Consider the following 15,909-nt stretch of genomic DNA (forward strand, 5'->3'; position numbering starts at 1 on the left):
AGGAAGTCCATGGCAACGACCACACCAGCCGGTGTGCGGGCCCACGCGAAGCACGGCGGCGGGTCCGCCGACGCCGCTCCCATGACCCACCGGCAGATCATGGAGGCGCTCTCCGGGCTGCTGCTCGGCATGTTCGTGGCGATCCTGTCCTCCACGATCGTCTCGAACGCCCTCCCGGAGATCATCGGTGACCTCGGCGGCGGCCAGTCCGCCTACACCTGGGTCGTGACCGCCACCCTGCTGGCGATGACGGCGACCACGCCCCTGTGGGGCAAGCTCGCCGACCTCTACAACAAGAAGGCGCTCGTCCAGATAGCGCTCGTCATCTATGTGCTCGGGTCGGCGGCCGCCGGACTCTCGCAGAACACCGGCATGCTGATCGCCTGCCGTGTCGTCCAGGGCATCGGCGTGGGCGGTCTCTCCGCACTCGCGCAGATCGTGATGGCCGCGATGATCTCGCCGCGTGAGCGCGGCCGTTACTCCGGCTACCTCGGCGCCACCTTCGCCGTCGCCACCGTCGGCGGCCCGCTGCTCGGCGGTGTCATCACGGACACCTCCTGGCTGGGCTGGCGCTGGTGCTTCTACGTCGGCGTCCCCTTCGCCGTCATCGCGCTGATCGTGCTGCAGAAGACCCTGCACCTGCCGGTCGTGAAGCGGGACGTGAAGGTCGACTGGGCCGGCGCGTTCTTCATCTCGGCGGCGGTCTCGCTGCTGCTGGTCTGGGTCACCTTCGCCGGTGACAAGTACGACTGGCTGTCCTGGCAGACGTACACGATGGTCGCGGGCTCGATCGCGCTCGGGCTGGTCTTCGTGCTCGTCGAGTCGAAGGCGAGCGAGCCGATCATCCCGCTGCGGCTGTTCCGCAACCGCACCATCACCCTCTCCTCCATCGCCTCGATGTTCGTGGGCGTGGCGATGTTCTCCGGCACGGTGTTCTTCGCCCAGTACTTCCAGCTGGCCCGCGACGAGTCGCCGACCATGTCCGGTGTGCTGACCATCCCGATGATCGGCGGCCTGTTCGTCTCCTCCACCGTCTCCGGGCAGTTCATCACCCGCACCGGCAAGTGGAAGGCCTGGCTGGTCAGCGGTGGTGTGCTCATCACGGCGGGCCTCGGTCTGCTGGGCACCATCCGCTACGACACGGACTACTGGAAGACCGCGGTCTTCATGGCGCTGCTGGGTCTCGGTGTCGGCATGATGATGCAGAACCTGGTGCTGTCCACGCAGAACCAGGTCGACCCGAGCGACCTCGGCTCGGCCAGCTCGACCGTCACCTTCTTCCGCTCCCTCGGCGGTGCGATGGGCGTCTCGGCGCTGGGCGCCGTCATGGCCAACCGCATCACCGACTACGCCAAGGACGGCATCGCCGGCCTCGGCCCGAAGTACGCCGCCCTCGCCTCCGGTTCGAGCTCCTCGAGCGAGATCCCGGACATGGACAAGCTGCCCGCGCCGCTGCGCACGGTCATGGAGAGCGCGTACGGCCACGGCATCGCGGACGTCTTCCTGATCGCGTCCGGCATGGCACTGCTCGCCTTCCTGATCACCCTGTTCATCAAGGAGGTCCCGCTGAAGACCAGGGGGGCCATGGCCCAGGCGGCCGAAGGCACCGAGGCGGGGGCACAGAGCCCGGCGGAGGCGAAGAGCCCGGCCGTGGCGGAAGCCGCCGCGTCGACCGAGCAGCGTGTGCCCAGCTGGGCGACCACCGCGGCCGCCTCGGAGCCCGGCTCCGACGGCACGCAGCAGTTCGCCGCCGCCCTCGCGGTGGCCACCGAGCAGCCCGTGGGCTCCGGCGGCTCCGGCGGTGTCCCGGTCCGCGGCTTCGTGCGGGGTGCCGAGAGCGCGCCCGTGCCGCAGGCCGCGGTCACCCTGATCTCCCTCTCCGGACGGCAGCTGGGCCGCTCGGTCGCGCAGGCCGACGGTGCCTACGCGCTGGACGCGCCCGGTACGGGGTCGTACGTCCTGATCGCCTCCGCGGACGGGTTCCAGCCGCAGGCGTCCACGATCGTCGTGGGCGGCGAGCCGCTGGCGTACGACATCCTGCTCAGCGGGACCAGCGGGCTCGGCGGGTTCGTGCGGGCCGCCGAGTCGGGTGAGGGCGTCAAGGACGCGATGGTCGTCGTCACCGATGTGCGCGGCGATCTGCTGGCCACCGCGGCCACCGGGGAGCAGGGCGAGTTCGCCTTCGCCGAGCTGGTGCCGGGTGCCGTGACCGTCGCGGTGAACGCCGCCGGGTTCCGGCCGCGCGCGCTGCCCGTCGAGATCGGCGGGACGGGCGTGACCCGGGTGGAGGTCGTGCTCGACGCGGGCGCGCAGCTGCGGGGTGTCGTACGGGCGCCGCACGGGCCGCTGGCCGACGCGCGGGTGACGCTCGTGGACGCGGCGGGGAACGTCGTCGGCACGGCGACGACCGGTGCGGACGGGGCGTACGCCTTCGCGGACCTCGACGGCGGCGAGTACACGGTCATCGCGACCGGCTACCCGCCGGTGGCCACCGCGCTGACGGTCGCCGGAGCCGGCGTCGACGGCCATGACATCGAGCTCGCCCACCCGGGCGAGTAGACCGGCCAGGACCTGTCCTGGTTCATCGCTCCGGCCCGGTGCGGCGGTTCGTCCGCACCGGGCCGGTGCCAGTCGAGGAGTACGTGCAATGGGACTGACCGCGAGGATCCGTACGCGGGACGGATGGGCCGTGTCGCACGCGGTCGTCACGGTGACCGACATGACGGGCACCCAGGTGCTGCGGGCGGAGGCCGACGAGGAGGGCGTCGTACGCGACACGACCGGGCTCGCGCCCGGGGCGTACACGGTCATCGTCACGGCCGTCGGATACGGGCCCGTCGCGTCCACCGCGATCGTCACGGCGAGCGGGAGGGCGGAGGCGGGCACGATCATCCTGTCCCGCCAGGGCGGCGGGACCGAGCTGCCGCCGCCCGGGCCGTGGACCGTCGACCCGGCGCACTCCACCGTCGGCGCGGTCGCCCGGCACCTGGGCATCTCCAGCGTGCGCGGCCGGTTCACCGACTTCTCGGCGGCGATCGAGGTCGCCCCGGACGACGTCACCAAGTCCCGGGTGGAGGCGGTGATCCGGGCGGCGTCCATCGACACGGGCAACGGCATGCGCGACGACCATCTGCGCTCGGCGGACTTCCTGGACGTGGAGACGCACCCGGAGATCACCTACCGCTCGACCGGCCTGACCGTGTCCGGCCCGGACCGCTGGACCGTCCACGGCGACCTGACGATGCGGGGTGTCGTACGGCCCGTCGACCTGGACCTCGCCTACCTCGGCACCGGTGCCGACCCCTGGGGCGGCACCCGCGCCGCCTTCCGCGCGACCACGGAACTCCACCGCGAGGACTTCGCGATGAACTACAACCAGGTCGTCCAGGCGGGCATCGCCGCGATCGGTACGACCCTGAGGGTGGAGCTGGAGATCCAGGCGGTGCGGGGGGAGTCCCTCCCCCAGGCATAGGCCCAGCGGGGTCAGGCGAGGTGGGCCCGCTGCGCCTAGGCTGACGCCATGGCACCGAACATCGCGACCAACACCACCGTCTCGCTCGACGAGCTGCTGGACTTCGTGCGCCCCCGGCACCGCGCGATCCTGCTGACCCGACGGGCCGACGGCAGCCCCCAGGCATCGCCGCTGACCTGCGGTGTCGACGACTCGGGCCGGATCGTCGTCTCGACGTACCCGGAACGCGCCAAGACCCGCAACGCCAAGCGGGACGAGCGGGTCGGCGTCGTCGTGCTGAGCGACGACTGGAACGGGCCGTGGGTCCAGATCGACGGCACGGCCGAGGTCATCGACGCGCCCGACTCGGTCGAGCCGCTGGTGGAGTACTACCGCAACATCGCGGGCGAGCACCCCGACTGGGACGAGTACAGGGCCGCGATGGTCAAGCAGGGCAAGTCGATCATCCGGGTCACGCCGGAACGGTGGGGTCCCGTGGCCACGGGGGGCTTCCCGGCGCGGCTCGCCCCGCAAGACTGAAACGCCGGCCAACACCTCCACGCCGGACGGAGGGTGCGGGTTCAGTGTGGCTTGTCGCGCAGTTCCCCGCGCCCCTGCTCGGTGTCGGCCTTCGCCGCCATGGCTTCGATTCCTGCGATCAGCAGATCCAAGGCGTAGTCGAAGTCCCGTTCCCACATCTCCTCGACGGTGTCGCCGCCCCGGGCCGCCATGATGTCCTGGGACTCCTTGACGACGTCGGCCGCTCCGGGGGCCTCGGTCACCGTGCTGAGCGCGTGCTTGAAGTACTCGTCCGGGGTCAGCCCGACGGACGTGGAGCGGGCCCGGAAGTGGCCCTCGATCGTGCCGAAGCCGTACACGAACTGGAAGACGGACGAGATGGCGGCGGCCAGGCCGTGCGTGGGCAGCCCGGTGCGGCGGACGACCTGCTGGACGGCGCGGGAGAAGGCCAGGTTGTTCGGACCGATGTTGAGGAACGTGCCGGCCAGCGGCGACAGCCAGGGGTGGCGGACCAGCACGGCGCGGTACGTGCGGGCCAGCGTGCGCAGCTGGTCGCGCCAGTCCTCCCCCTCGTCCCCCGTATCGGGCAGCTCCAGGCCCCCGAAGGCCGCGTCCAGGGCGAGTTCGAGCAGGTCGTCCTTGGTGTCGACGTACCAGTACACGGACATCGCCGTCACGTTCAGCTCGGCGGCCAGCCTCCGCATGGAGAACTTCGCCAGCCCCTCCGCGTCCAGCAGCCGCACGGTGACCTCGGTGATCCGCTCCCGACCGAGCCCGGAGGGTTGACCGCCACCACGGCCGCGCCGATGTGTCCTGGCTTCCAGCCAGACGCTGTGGCGAGCGGTGTCCTTGGCAGTTTTCGCCATGGGCCAGGCACCTTCCTCATCTTCCGGTCACTGAGAAAGATGCTAGGCGTCGGCCGACCTCTTCAGGGGCGCGGGCCTGTGCCGATATGCGGCTCCGCCGCGTGGGCGCGACCAGCCACAACGCGCCCGCAGCCGCCAGACCACAGGCACCCCCCTCATCCTCAGGCGACCAAAACCGGCTGCTCCTCCTTCTCCGCCCTGCGCAGCAGGGCCGCCGCCACAAGACCCCCCAGCAGCACAGCCACCGCCCCCACCAACTGCCCCGCCCCGAGCCCGTCCGACAGCGACTTCCCCGCTGCCAGAGAAGAACCGAGCACAGCCCCCAGCACAGCCACCCCCAACCCGTTCCCGAACTCCGCCAACGTCCCGTTGATCCCCGCGCCCACCCCCGCCTTGGCCGGGGGGATCGAGCTCATGATCGCGTGGGCCATCGCCGGGTTGGCGAACGCGCAGCCGACGCCGATGAGCACAAGACCGGCCGCCGTACCGGCGTACCCCTCGCCGCTCGTCGCGATCGACACCAGTCCGCCCGACATCAGCACCATGCTCGTCAGAACCACCGGCGGCGCCCCGAGCTTCGCCGTCACCCTGGCGGCCACTCCGGTGAAGTTGAGCAGGACGACGGTCAGCGCCAGCGGCGCGGTCCGCAGGCCCGCCTCCAGAGGGCCGTATCCGAGGACGAACTGCAGGTGCTGGGTGAGCAGGAACAGCGCGCCGCCCATCCCGAACGTGATCAGGACGGCCCCGCCGACCGCGCCGGTGAACCGGCGGTTGCGGAAGAAGCCCAGGTCGAGCATGGGATACGGGATCCTGCTCTCCCAGCGGGCGAACAGTGCGAGGACGACGGCCGCGACCGCCCCGCTCACCAGCACCCGCGCCGAGGTCCAGCCGTGTGTGGGGCCGGAGATGATCGCGAAGACCAGCGAGGCCATGCCGATGGTGGAGAGGAACGCGCCGAGCAGGTCGGGGCGGTCGCCCTGGGGGTTCTTGGACTCGGGGACCAGGGCGATCACGGCCACCAGGCCGAGCGCCGCGACCGGCAGGTTGATCAGGAAGACGGCGCCCCACCAGAAGTGGTTGAGCATGACGCCGCCGATGAGCGGCCCGGTGGCGAAGCCGAGCGCGTTCACCGCGGCCCAGATGCCGATCGCCCTGGGCTGCTCCTCGGGCGTGAAGATCTGCATCGCCACGGCGAGGGTGGTGGTGAGCAGCAGCGCGCCGCCGACGCCCATGCCGGCGCGGGCGGCGATCAGCTGGGCGGAGGTGGTGGCGAGGCCGGCCACCACCGAGCCGACGCCGAACAGGGCGAGCCCAGCGGCGAGCAGCTTCTTGCGGCCGTAGCGGTCGGCGGCGCTGCCCGCGGTGAGCAGCAGGCCGGACTGGACGAGCGAGTACGCGTTGATCATCCACTGGATGTCGGAGGTCTCCGCGCCCAGCTCCCGGGTGAGGGAGGGGATCGCGACGTTCAGGATCGTGTTGTCGAGCAGCACGGTGAGCTGCGCGAGGCAGATGACGCCGAGGATCAGCCAGCGCTGGGGGTGACCCTGGGGGGACGGAGGCGTTGTCGTCATGTTGTACACCGTAGAATGATTGCTGTACGGCGTACAACGGAGTTATGTCGTACAGCCGAGTCACCGCGTACAACCGAGTTACGGCGGAGGACGCGAAGAAGGGCGGTGGCATCAGGCCACCGCCCTTCTCTCAGCCGGTCCTACGTCAGCTGCTCGCCTTCTGCGTCAGGTCGTAGAAGGTGGACGAACCGACCGTCACCTTCTTGAAGTTGGCCTCGACCCAGGACGTGATCTGCGAGGACGTACCGCTGCTGCTGCCGCCCATGCCGCCGCCGGTGCCGCTGGAGATGAAGTAGTGGATCTTGCCGTCTTCCACGTACTTCTTGAACTGCGCCAGCGTCGGGGACGGGTCGGTGCCGTTGAAGCCGCCGATCGCCATGACCGCGTCGCCCGTGGAGAGCTGGTAGCTCGCCGCGTTCTGGGCGCCGATCGCCGCCGCGACCCAGGTGTACTTGCCGGAGTCGGTCTCCAGCAGCTTCTTGGCCTCGTCGGAGACGGTCGCGCCGTTCAGCAGGCCGCCGACGCCACCGCCGCCGCCCATGCCGCCGCCGTCGCCGGTCTGGCCGCCGAGACCGCCCTGCTGGCTCTGGCCCTGGCTGTTGCTGTTGCCGTTGCCGTTCTGCTGGTTCTGGCCCGGCATGCCGCCACCCATCTGGCCGCCGCCGGGGAAGCCGTTGCCGTTCTGGGTGGTGCCGTTGCCCTGCTGGTTCTGGCCCTGTGTGTTGCCGTTGCCGTTCTGCTGGTTCTGGCCGCCGGGACCACCGCCGTTGCCGCCGCCGAAGCCGCCCCGGCCGCCACCACCGCCCGGACCGCCGCCCATGGACGCGCCCGACGGGCCCGCCGTGACGATGGAGCCGGTGTGGCCCGTCTGCAGGGTGCTGATGGTGTACGCGGTCGGACCGGCGAGGGAGGCCACCAGGCCGACGGAGGCCGCCGCGAGGGCGAGCTGCCGGTTGATCCGGCCCGCGAAGATCAGGCCGAGCGCGGCGGCCAGACCGCCGATCAGGACCAGCCACTTCAGCCAGGGCAGGTAGTCGGAGGTGCGGTTGAGCAGGACGTACGACCAGGAGGCCGCCGCGACGACCGAGGCCGCGAGGCTGATCGAGGCCCACAGCTCGGACCGCTTCTCCCACAGCAGGCCGGCGCCCATGCCGATCACGGCCGCCATGTAGGGGGCCAGGGCCACCGTGTAGTACTGGTGGAAGATGCCCGCCATGTAGCTGAAGACGACCATGGTGATCAGCAGCGAGCCGCCCCAGACGAGGAACAGACCGCGGGTGGCCGAGGTGCGCTTGTACTTGCGGGTGGCCACCAGACCGGCGACCAGGAGGATCAGCGCGGCCGGCAGCAGCCAGGAGATCTGGCCGCCGACCTCGGAGTTGAACATCCGGTCCCAGCCGGTCTCGCCCCACTGCCCGGTGTTGCCACCGCCGCCGCCGACGCTGCCGGTCTCCTCGCCGTTGAGGCGGCCGAGACCGTTGTAGCCGAAGGTCAGCTCCAGGAAGGAGTTGTTCTGCGAGCCGCCGATGTACGGGCGGGAGGAGGCGGGCCACAGCTCGACGATCGCGACCCACCAGCCGCCGGACGCGATCAGCGCGCCGGTGGCCAGGGCCAGCTGGCCGAACCGCTTCTTCACCGACACCGGCGCGCAGACCGCGTAGACGATCGCGAGCGGCGGGAGGATCAGGAAGGCCTGGAGGGTCTTGGCGAGGAACGCGAAGCCGATCGCGACACCGGCCCACACCAGCCACTTCGTCCGGCCGTCCTCGACGGCGCGAGCCGTGAAGTAGCAGGCCACGGCCATCAGCAGGGCCAGCATCGCGTCCGGGTTGTTGAACCGGAACATCAGCGCGGCGACGGGGGTGAGCGCGAGCACGGCGCCCGCGATCAGGCCGGCCGCGGCGCTGAACCGGCGGCGCACGGCGGCGTAGACGACGGCGACCGTGCCGACGCCCATCAGCACCTCGGGGGCGAGGATCGCCCAGGAGTTCAGGCCGAAGATCCGCACCGACAGCTCCATCGGCCACAGGGAGGCCGGGGGCTTGTCGACGGTGATGGCGTTGCCGGCGTCCAGCGAGCCGAAGAAGAAGGCCTTCCAGGACTGGCTGCCCGCCTGGACGGCCGCCGAGTAGAAGGAGTTGGCGTAGCCGGAGGCGCTCAGGTTGTACAGGTAGAGGAGGAGGGTGGCGAGGAGCAGGCCGAGGAAGGCCGGGCGGGCCCAGCGGGGGTCCTCGGGGCGGCCGCGCCAGAGTCTGCGGAGGAAGGGCTGCTTCGGCTCACCCGACTCGGGGGCCGGGACGACCGGTGCCTGCGGGGGCGCCGTGGGCGCCGGGCCCCAGGTGGCCGTCGGTTGGTCGAGATGGGTGGTCATCGGGGGTCCCCCGGGTCGGTGTCGTGGGGGCGCACCGGCTGCAGTCGCATGGTGGCGTCCCTCCAGGTGCCGTCCGCGGCTTCGCCGGCGCGGAACTGGGTGGTCTCGTGGGTGGCGGTGGTGTTCCGGTACGACGACGCGTACGCCGGCGCGGCCGTGTGGACCGCGTGGGCCGTCTGGGCCGGGTGGGCCGTCTGGGCCGGGTGGCCTGGGTGGGCCGTCTGGGCCGGGTGGCCCGGGTGGCCGACGAGCTGCGACCCGAACGGGCCGTACGACGCTCCGGTCGGCGCCGGCTGGGCCGGCAGATGGGAGGCGACGACGGTCGACTCCGAGTCGCCGGCCTCCCGTCGGTCCGAGAACACCCACGCGCGGAAGAGCAGGAAGCGCAGGATCGTCGCCGCGAGGTTGGCGGCGATCAGCACCGCGAGTTCGGTGGAGTGCGCGGGGTCGGTCGTCGCCGCGTTCAGGGCGACGAGCGAGCCGCTGGTCAGCGCGAGGCCGATACCGAAGACGACGAGGCCCTGCGCCTGGTGCTTGACGGCCCCGCCGCGGCCGCGGACCCCGAAGGTAAGACGCCGGTTGGCGGCGGTGTTGGCCACGGCGGACACCAGCAGGGCGAGCGCGTTGGCGAACTGCGAGCCGCTGAACTGGCGGAAGCCGCTGTAGAGGAGCAGGTAGAACAGGGTGGACAGACCACCCACGACGCAGAAGCCGACGAGCTGGCGGGCCAGGCCCTTGGGCACGTCCTGGATCTCGCGGTCGCGGGGGTCGTCACCGAAGGGGCGGGTGAGCCGGTCGAGGGACAGGGAGCCGGTGCCCAGGGCCTTGCCCACGCGCCACACACCCTTGAGGTCCTCGGTCGCCGTCTTCACGATGTGCACCGTGGAGTTCGGGTCGTCGACCCAGTCGACCGGCACCTCGTGGATCCGCAGGCCGGCCCGCTCGGCGAGCACCAGCATCTCCGTGTCGAAGAACCAGCCGGTGTCCTCCACCAGGGGGAGGAGCACCTGCGCGACATCACGCCGGATGGCCTTGAAGCCGCACTGGGCGTCCGAGAAGCGGGCCTGGAGCGAGCCGCGCAGGATCAGGTTGTAGGCGCGGCTGATGAACTCCCGCTTCGGCCCGCGCACCACGCGGGAGCTGCGGGAGAGCCGGGAGCCGATCGCCAGGTCGGAGTGACCCGAGATCAGCGGGGCCACCAGCGGCAGCAGCGCGTTGAGGTCGGTGGACAGGTCCACGTCCATGTACGCGAGGATCGGGGCGTCCGAGGCCGACCAGACGGTCCGCAGCGCACGGCCGCGGCCCTTCTGCTCGAGCCGGAAGTTCCGCACCTCCGGGATGCGTGCCTCCAGCCGCCGCGCCACCTCGGGGGTGGTGTCCGTCGACGCGTTGTCCGCGATCGTGATGCGGAACGTGTACGGGAACGTACGCGTCAGATGGTCGTGCAGTCTCTGGACGCACGGCTGGAGGTCCTTCTCCTCGTTGTAGACGGGGATCACTACGTCCAGGACAGGCGTACCGGCTGTGGCGGCCGGGAGGTGCTCCCGCGCCGGCAGGGTGCCGGGAGAAGAGTCGGTTCGCATGCCAACGACTCTCGTCAAGCGCCCTGTTGCACCCATGTGGTGGCACTGTGCTGTACCTGTGAGTCCAGTTGCCAGTTCGTTTCGGGGGCCGGCTGGGGAACGGCGGGGGCAAGGGCGGGCAAATGCACCGTAAAGACGGTCTGCCCCGGCACGCTGTCCACCGTCACGGCACCGCCGTGCGCGGTCGCCACGGCCTGCACGATCGCCAGGCCGAGCCCCGTCGAGCCGGAGGCACGGGAGCGCGAGGAGTCACCGCGGGCGAACCGCTCGAAGACGTGCGGGAGCAGGTCCGGCGGGATGCCCTGGCCGTTGTCCTGGACGTCCACGCACAGCCACGGTCCGCGTCGCTGCACGCGTGCGGTGACGGTCGTACCGGGCGGGGTGTGCGTACGGGCGTTGGCCAGCAGATTGACGAGCACCTGCTGCAGACGCGCCGAGTCGGCGGACACCAGCGCGGGCTCGTCGGGGAGTTCGAGACGCCAGACGTGGTCGCGCCCGGCGGCGCGGGCGTCGCTGACGGTGTCGATGACCAGCGGTACGAGGTCGGTCTGGTCGAACTGCAGCGGGCGCCCGGCGTCGAGGCGGGCGAGCAGGAGCAGATCCTCGACGAGGAGGGTCATCCGGCCGGCCTCGGACTCGATACGGCCGAGGGCGTGCTTGGTGTCGGGGCCGACCTCTTCGCGTCCGCGGCGGGTCAGCTCGGCGTAACCCCTGATGGAGGCCAGCGGGGTCCTGAGTTCGTGGCTGGCGTCCGCGACGAACTGGCGCACCCGCATCTCGCTCTCCTGGCGGGCGTGCAGGGCGCCGTGGACGTGGTTCAGCATCCGGTTGAGCGCGGCGCCGACCTGGCCGACCTCGGTGTGCGGATCGGTCTCGGACTCGGGCACACGTTCGCTGAGGTTGACCTCGCCGGTGTGCAGGGGGAGCTCGGAGACGCGGGTCGCGGTGGCGGCGACCTTGCGGAGGGGGCGGGTGGCGACGTTGACCATGACGGTGCCGGCGAGACCTGCGGCGATCAGGCCGGCGACGGTGAGGCTGATCTCCACGATGATCAGGGTGTTGATGGTGTTGTCGACGTCGGAGGTGGGGATGCCGACGTAGAAGCTGCCGTTCTTGCCGTTGATGGACTGGACCAGGTAGGTGCCAAGGCCTGGGATCTCGACGGTGTGGGGCCTCTGGTCCTGTGTGACCGAGCCGAGTGCCTTCATCTGGGCCTCGTTGAGGTCCACCGGGTCCATCTGGGCGACGCCGGCGGCGTCGTTCTTCTTGGTGCCGACCTTGCCACTGGTGATCGAGCCGTTCTCGATCTTGGCCGCAAGGGCCTTCTGCGGTCCCGGGCCATTGACGACCTCGTCGAGCTTGGTCCCCTGTTGAGGCGTGTTGCTGCTGGTGCTGCCGTTTCCTGTCTTGACGCCGTCCTTGCCTCCGGGGCCTCCGATGGGCCCGCCCGAGGCGCGCATGGCGGACTCCTTGAGGGAGCCTTCCAACTGCCCGTAAAGGTGATCCCGCAGGACCAGCGTGGTGACAGTCCCGATCACCGCGCAGACCACGGCGATCAGTGTCACGGACACGACGACGAGCCGGGTCCGCAGGGTGCGCGGCTTTCCCGCTCGTCTCTTCTGCGGACGCGGCCGTCGTCGCCCGCTCATGACGCGGCGGGCTTGATCAGGTAACCGGCCCCACGCCGGGTGTGGATCATCGGCTCACGGCCGGCGTCTATCTTGCGACGCAGGTAGGAGATGTAGAGCTCGACGACGTTGGCCTGACCGCCGAAGTCGTACGACCACACGCGGTCCAGGATCTGCGCCTTGCTGAGCACGCGCCGCGGGTTGCGCATCAGGAAGCGCAGCAGCTCGAACTCGGTGGCGGTGAGGTGGATGCCCTCCCCGGCCCGCGAGACCTCGTGGCTGTCCTCGTCGAGGGTGAGGTCACCGACGACGAGCACGGAGTCGGAGCGCCGGTCGGCGGCACCGGAGCGCCGGATGAGTCCGCGCAGCCGCGCCACGACCTCTTCGAGGCTGAACGGCTTGGTGACGTAGTCGTCGCCACCGGCGGTGAGACCGGCGATACGGTCCTCGACGGCGTCCTTGGCGGTGAGGAAGAGGACGGGAACGTCCGGCAGCTCACGCCGCAGCCGCCCCAGGACGGTCAGGCCGTCCATGTCGGGGAGCATCATGTCGAGGACGACGGCGTCGGGACGGAACTCCCGGGCGGTCTGGATGGCGCCGGTGCCGTCTCCCGCACTCCGGATCTGCCATCCCTCGTAGCGCAGGGCCATGGACAGCAGTTCGGTGATCGACAACTCGTCGTCCACCACAAGCACTCGGACGGGGCTCCCGTCCGGCCTCAGCAGTTCGGTGCGCCCCTGGGGCGAGGTCGTGGTCATGGGGAACACCTTGTCGGTGTCCTCTGAGAGCACTCTTTCCAGAACCTGTGATTTCCCTAAGAAACTCACAGGAGCCTCTCAGGCAATGCCTGGCAACCCTTGACGCCGAGTTGATCTCGGACGGAGGACGGCCTCCCGCCGACTTGTCTGAGTACCGTCACAGCGGTGTAGCTGAGTAGCACAGCGCATCCCCAACCCCCCGTGTTCCCGGCATGGTTGTGCCCGGCTCCCCAACAGATCCGGAGAACACCATGAACGCCACCAACCGCTTCCGCGCCGCACTCGCCCTCGCCGTGAACAACTGGGTGTCCCGCGCCTACCTCGCCGCCGTGGCCCTCACGGCCGGATTCGCGCTCTACGAAGACCTCTTCGTCAGCCAGGCCGACGCCTCCATGTCCTATGTCGCGCCCATGCTGCTGACCGCTCCGCTGAACATGCTGTTCACCATGGCGCTCGCCTGGATCCCCACCGATGCGCCCTTCTACCTGGGCATCGTGATCGGCGGGCTCGTGAACGCCGCCGTCATCGGCGCGGCGGTCCGCGCGATCGGCAGACGCCGGATGTCGTCCGTGCGGCCGGCGCCCGGCGCCTGACCTCCGGCGCCTGACCTCCGGCCCGCGTCCTTCTCAGCCCAGCCCTTCTTCCCCAGCAGCTCTCGGAACGGCCTCAGAACAACCCGTCCTGCCGATGGCGCGCGTCTTCGAACTCCCGTACGGGAAGCCGGAACGCGCGCCGCTGTCGTTCCTCCCCGCCGGCCGGAACCAGCTCCCACCCCCTCATCAACCGCGTGTCCAGTACGACCACCCGCTCCCCGCTGGCCAGATGAAGATCGGGCCCGGCCGCCGCGACCAGCTCTCCACTCACCGCACCCCCGGCGACGAGCTCCCTCACCTCCCCCTGAGCGGCGGGCGCCGCGTCGAGCCCGAACGCCCGCAGATGGTCGACGGCTTGGAAGGACGCGCGAGTCAACGACTCGGGCCAGCCCGCCAGTTCCACGGCTCGCGCGTGCACCTCGCGGATCTCACCGATCCGTTCCTCTTCGTCTCTCGGCAGGGCGGCCCGCACCGCCCGCTTCTCGGTGTACGGAATCCGGTCCGGCACCCGTAGAGCCGCCCGCAGCAATTCCTCGGTCCGCCGGGCGGCCATCAGCGGCCCGCTGCCCAGCCAGCTGAAGCAGACCGCCCCCTGTTCCAGCAGCCGCACCGACCCCCGCTCGACGGCCGTGATGCCGACCTTGACGAGTCCGGGTCCGAACCACGCCAGGTACACCCGATACGGCCGGGGGTCGTCGGCGATCCCGTCCGCGGCGACGGAATGCGCCCGGTCCAGCCGCGCACACTCCTCGCAGCGCGCCCCGGCACTTCTCCCCGGCACCGCCGCCCGCACCGGACACGCATGCCCCCGAGCCCCGACACACTGCCGTACACCCCCTTCCGCGACCTCGAAGGCCACCCGCTTACCCCAGGACAGCGGGCTACGACGCCCCCCGTCCCACATCAGCACGGGACCCTCCGCCGACCACCGCAGCCCCGCGCACTTCCACGCCTGTCCCATCACCCACCACGCTAGCCCCGGCCACTGACAACGCCCCCCGCCCGCCCGGCGCGCGGCCCGCGAGCCGGCATCCGACACACCCCGGATGACCGCCCCGGGCCCCGGTGTCCCGCACCCGCATCCCCCACTCCACCCGCGGCCGCACGCCCGGCGGCTTGCCCCACCCCGCCAGGTGCAGCCCCCACGTGACCAGCACACTCACGGCCACGACGGCGCCCCCGCCGACCAGCAGGGCAGGGGAGACGACACACATTCCGACGCCGATCACGGCGGTCCCCACGGTCGCGATCCCGAAGCCGGTCCAGCCGGCGATCGTGTGCCCTTCGTCGTACAGATGTCCCGCCACGCCGTTCCCTCACAATCTAAGAGGTTGATTTCATGAATCTCTTACAAGGTAAGAGAAACCGAAAGCAGATAACAAGGACCCAGCACGAACCCTGTGGAGAGGAACCAGCCACCGCGATGACAGCCAAGCCCCCCAGTCCTCGCCCCGCGGCAACCCCCGCCGAGGCGATCTCGGCCATGGACGACCTCATCGCGGCGAGCATGATCGGCCAGCAGGAGATGGCCCAGCGCCTCGGCCTGAACGTCACCGACCTGACCTGCTTCGCCTACGTCCTCCAGGCCGGCGAGGACCTCCTCACCGCCGGCGAGCTCGCGACCCGCGTCCACGTCACCACGGGCGCGGTCACCGGCATCCTCAACCGCCTGGAACGCGCGGGATACGTCACCCGCCGCACCGACCCCGAGGACCGCCGCAGGGTCCGCGTGGCCGCCGTACCGTCCGCGGTCGCCAAGGCGTACGCCCTCTACGAGCCGTACTACGTCCGCCTCAACACCCTCTTCGCGGACTACTCCCCGGAGGAGATCGCGGTCCTGACGGACTGGTTCACCCGAGCGACCACCCTGGCGAACAGCTACCGCGAGGAACTCCGCGCCCAGGAGGACGACGCGGGATGACGAGCGCCACGAAGGGCGCGGACCCGCCCTACCGCCGCCCGCCGAACTCCCATTCGTGGACCTCGATGCCGGCATAGCGGTCGGCGGTCAGAACGGCACGAGCCGCATCCGGGCCGTCGGCCCGCACCAGGGCCGCCGTGCCCACCCAGAGAGCACCGTCGTCGGACAGCAAGGGTCCGTACGCGATCAGTCCGTCCCGGTCGTCCGGCACCTCGAGGTCGGCGGCGGGTCCCGAACCGAGGCCGAGCACGAGATACCGACGGCCACCGCTGCGACTCCCGGGAAACTCCCACATGGTCCGCCCGAGCAGGTTGCGCCAGCGACGCAGCAGCACGTCCCGGTACACGCCGGCCTGGTAATTGGGCTCGTCGAAGGCGAACGCACGAGCGGCGGCGGAATCCGGCAGATCGACGATGTGCACACTGCCGGTGGGCGCCTCTCCCCCGTCGGCGAAGGTGGGCCCCCGGGCGATCATCTCCGCCGTATACCGGTCCATGTATCCCCAGTGCGCCTCCAGCAACTCGCCCCGCAGCGCCTCGGAGCCGACCCGGTCCCGGTGGTAACAGAAGAACTCCATACGGGCAGTCTTCAGCACACCGGCGCCCGGCTCGGCCGAATATCTTTCGCAGGGGTCGTCGTGGTGAGGGA

The 15,909-nt window shown here is 70.7% G+C and carries 14 protein-coding genes; 5 read left to right on the top strand and 9 right to left on the bottom strand.

Annotated elements, in window-relative coordinates:
* Positions 1-9: 9 nt before the first annotated feature.
* The 3 genes from ACIRF9_RS30605 to ACIRF9_RS30615 all read left to right on the top strand — a co-directional run bounded on the left by ACIRF9_RS30605 (position 10) and on the right by ACIRF9_RS30615 (position 3,991).
* Entirely contained in the window at positions 10-2,559 is a 2,550-nt protein-coding gene (locus tag ACIRF9_RS30605; RefSeq protein WP_403828552.1) for an MFS transporter, read from the top strand.
* An 88-nt stretch (positions 2,560-2,647) separates the two neighbouring features.
* Positions 2,648-3,472: a YceI family protein gene (locus tag ACIRF9_RS30610; RefSeq protein ID WP_403828554.1), complete on the top strand. Its 825-nt coding sequence runs from the start codon at positions 2,648-2,650 to the stop codon at positions 3,470-3,472.
* A gap of 48 nt (positions 3,473-3,520) precedes the next feature.
* Complete coding sequence (locus ACIRF9_RS30615) at positions 3,521-3,991, top strand: PPOX class F420-dependent oxidoreductase (RefSeq protein WP_403828556.1); 471 nt, start codon at positions 3,521-3,523, stop codon at positions 3,989-3,991.
* 41 nt (positions 3,992-4,032) lie between these two features.
* On the opposite strand, the gene ACIRF9_RS30620 is transcribed toward ACIRF9_RS30615, so the two are convergent.
* From ACIRF9_RS30620 to ACIRF9_RS30645, 6 genes are all read right to left on the bottom strand, one after another.
* A complete protein-coding gene (locus tag ACIRF9_RS30620; protein WP_403828558.1) occupies positions 4,033-4,836 on the bottom strand; it encodes a TetR/AcrR family transcriptional regulator in 804 nt (267 codons plus the stop codon).
* 161 nt (positions 4,837-4,997) lie between these two features.
* Complete coding sequence (locus ACIRF9_RS30625) at positions 4,998-6,407, bottom strand: MFS transporter (RefSeq protein WP_403828560.1); 1,410 nt, start codon at positions 6,405-6,407, stop codon at positions 4,998-5,000.
* Positions 6,408-6,552: 145 nt separating this feature from the next.
* Positions 6,553-8,778, bottom strand: a complete 2,226-nt coding sequence (locus tag ACIRF9_RS30630; RefSeq protein ID WP_403828562.1) for a glycosyltransferase family 39 protein — start codon at positions 8,776-8,778, stop codon at positions 6,553-6,555.
* Positions 8,775-10,361, bottom strand: coding sequence for a glycosyltransferase (locus ACIRF9_RS30635; protein WP_403828564.1), 1,587 nt, complete (start codon positions 10,359-10,361; stop codon positions 8,775-8,777). Before ACIRF9_RS30635 ends, ACIRF9_RS30630 begins: the two co-directional genes overlap by 4 nt.
* Before the next feature lie 14 nt (positions 10,362-10,375).
* Positions 10,376-12,010, bottom strand: coding sequence for an ATP-binding protein (locus ACIRF9_RS30640; protein WP_403828566.1), 1,635 nt, complete (start codon positions 12,008-12,010; stop codon positions 10,376-10,378).
* Positions 12,007-12,747, bottom strand: coding sequence for a response regulator transcription factor (locus tag ACIRF9_RS30645; RefSeq protein WP_026179246.1), 741 nt, complete (start codon positions 12,745-12,747; stop codon positions 12,007-12,009). Before ACIRF9_RS30645 ends, ACIRF9_RS30640 begins: the two co-directional genes overlap by 4 nt.
* Positions 12,748-12,998: 251 nt before the next feature.
* On the opposite strand from ACIRF9_RS30645, the gene ACIRF9_RS30650 reads away from it, so the two are divergent.
* The gene (locus ACIRF9_RS30650; RefSeq protein WP_403828569.1) at positions 12,999-13,340 is read left to right on the top strand and encodes an SCO4225 family membrane protein; all 342 of its coding nucleotides are present in this window, start codon (positions 12,999-13,001) and stop codon (positions 13,338-13,340) included.
* A 73-nt stretch (positions 13,341-13,413) separates the two neighbouring features.
* Here ACIRF9_RS30650 and ACIRF9_RS30655 read toward each other — a convergent pair whose 3' ends face one another.
* Complete coding sequence (locus tag ACIRF9_RS30655) at positions 13,414-14,301, bottom strand: DUF2797 domain-containing protein (protein ID WP_403828571.1); 888 nt, start codon at positions 14,299-14,301, stop codon at positions 13,414-13,416.
* Positions 14,222-14,647 (bottom strand): HGxxPAAW family protein, encoded by a 426-nt coding sequence (locus ACIRF9_RS30660; protein WP_403828573.1) that lies wholly within the window; start codon positions 14,645-14,647, stop codon positions 14,222-14,224. The genes ACIRF9_RS30655 and ACIRF9_RS30660 overlap by 80 nt, the downstream gene beginning before the upstream one ends.
* A 116-nt stretch (positions 14,648-14,763) precedes the next feature.
* On the opposite strand from ACIRF9_RS30660, the gene ACIRF9_RS30665 reads away from it, so the two are divergent.
* Entirely contained in the window at positions 14,764-15,261 is a 498-nt protein-coding gene (locus ACIRF9_RS30665) for a MarR family winged helix-turn-helix transcriptional regulator (protein ID WP_403828575.1), read from the top strand.
* 28 nt (positions 15,262-15,289) lie between these two features.
* Here ACIRF9_RS30665 and ACIRF9_RS30670 read toward each other — a convergent pair whose 3' ends face one another.
* Positions 15,290-15,838 (bottom strand): YciI family protein, encoded by a 549-nt coding sequence (locus ACIRF9_RS30670; RefSeq protein WP_403828577.1) that lies wholly within the window; start codon positions 15,836-15,838, stop codon positions 15,290-15,292.
* Positions 15,839-15,909 lie beyond the last annotated feature (71 nt).

It is taken from the genome of Streptomyces sp. NPDC096132 (assembly GCF_044763345.1).
In the GTDB taxonomy this organism is placed as follows: domain Bacteria; phylum Actinomycetota; class Actinomycetes; order Streptomycetales; family Streptomycetaceae; genus Streptomyces.

What these genes read in the sequence shown, in the direction of transcription:
- ACIRF9_RS30605 (WP_403828552.1), top strand. Translation starts at nt 10, where the DNA reads ATGGCAACGACCACACCAGCCGGTGTGCGGGCCCACGCGAAGCACGGC.
- ACIRF9_RS30610 (WP_403828554.1), top strand. Translation starts at nt 2,648, where the DNA reads ATGGGACTGACCGCGAGGATCCGTACGCGGGACGGATGGGCCGTGTCG.
- ACIRF9_RS30615 (WP_403828556.1), top strand. Translation starts at nt 3,521, where the DNA reads ATGGCACCGAACATCGCGACCAACACCACCGTCTCGCTCGACGAGCTG.
- ACIRF9_RS30620 (WP_403828558.1), bottom strand. Translation starts at nt 4,836, where the DNA reads ATGGCGAAAACTGCCAAGGACACCGCTCGCCACAGCGTCTGGCTGGAA.
- ACIRF9_RS30625 (WP_403828560.1), bottom strand. Translation starts at nt 6,407, where the DNA reads ATGACGACAACGCCTCCGTCCCCCCAGGGTCACCCCCAGCGCTGGCTG.
- ACIRF9_RS30630 (WP_403828562.1), bottom strand. Translation starts at nt 8,778, where the DNA reads ATGACCACCCATCTCGACCAACCGACGGCCACCTGGGGCCCGGCGCCC.
- ACIRF9_RS30635 (WP_403828564.1), bottom strand. Translation starts at nt 10,361, where the DNA reads ATGCGAACCGACTCTTCTCCCGGCACCCTGCCGGCGCGGGAGCACCTC.
- ACIRF9_RS30640 (WP_403828566.1), bottom strand. Translation starts at nt 12,010, where the DNA reads ATGAGCGGGCGACGACGGCCGCGTCCGCAGAAGAGACGAGCGGGAAAG.
- ACIRF9_RS30645 (WP_026179246.1), bottom strand. Translation starts at nt 12,747, where the DNA reads ATGACCACGACCTCGCCCCAGGGGCGCACCGAACTGCTGAGGCCGGAC.
- ACIRF9_RS30650 (WP_403828569.1), top strand. Translation starts at nt 12,999, where the DNA reads ATGAACGCCACCAACCGCTTCCGCGCCGCACTCGCCCTCGCCGTGAAC.
- ACIRF9_RS30655 (WP_403828571.1), bottom strand. Translation starts at nt 14,301, where the DNA reads ATGGGACAGGCGTGGAAGTGCGCGGGGCTGCGGTGGTCGGCGGAGGGT.
- ACIRF9_RS30665 (WP_403828575.1), top strand. Translation starts at nt 14,764, where the DNA reads ATGACAGCCAAGCCCCCCAGTCCTCGCCCCGCGGCAACCCCCGCCGAG.
- ACIRF9_RS30670 (WP_403828577.1), bottom strand. Translation starts at nt 15,838, where the DNA reads ATGGAGTTCTTCTGTTACCACCGGGACCGGGTCGGCTCCGAGGCGCTG.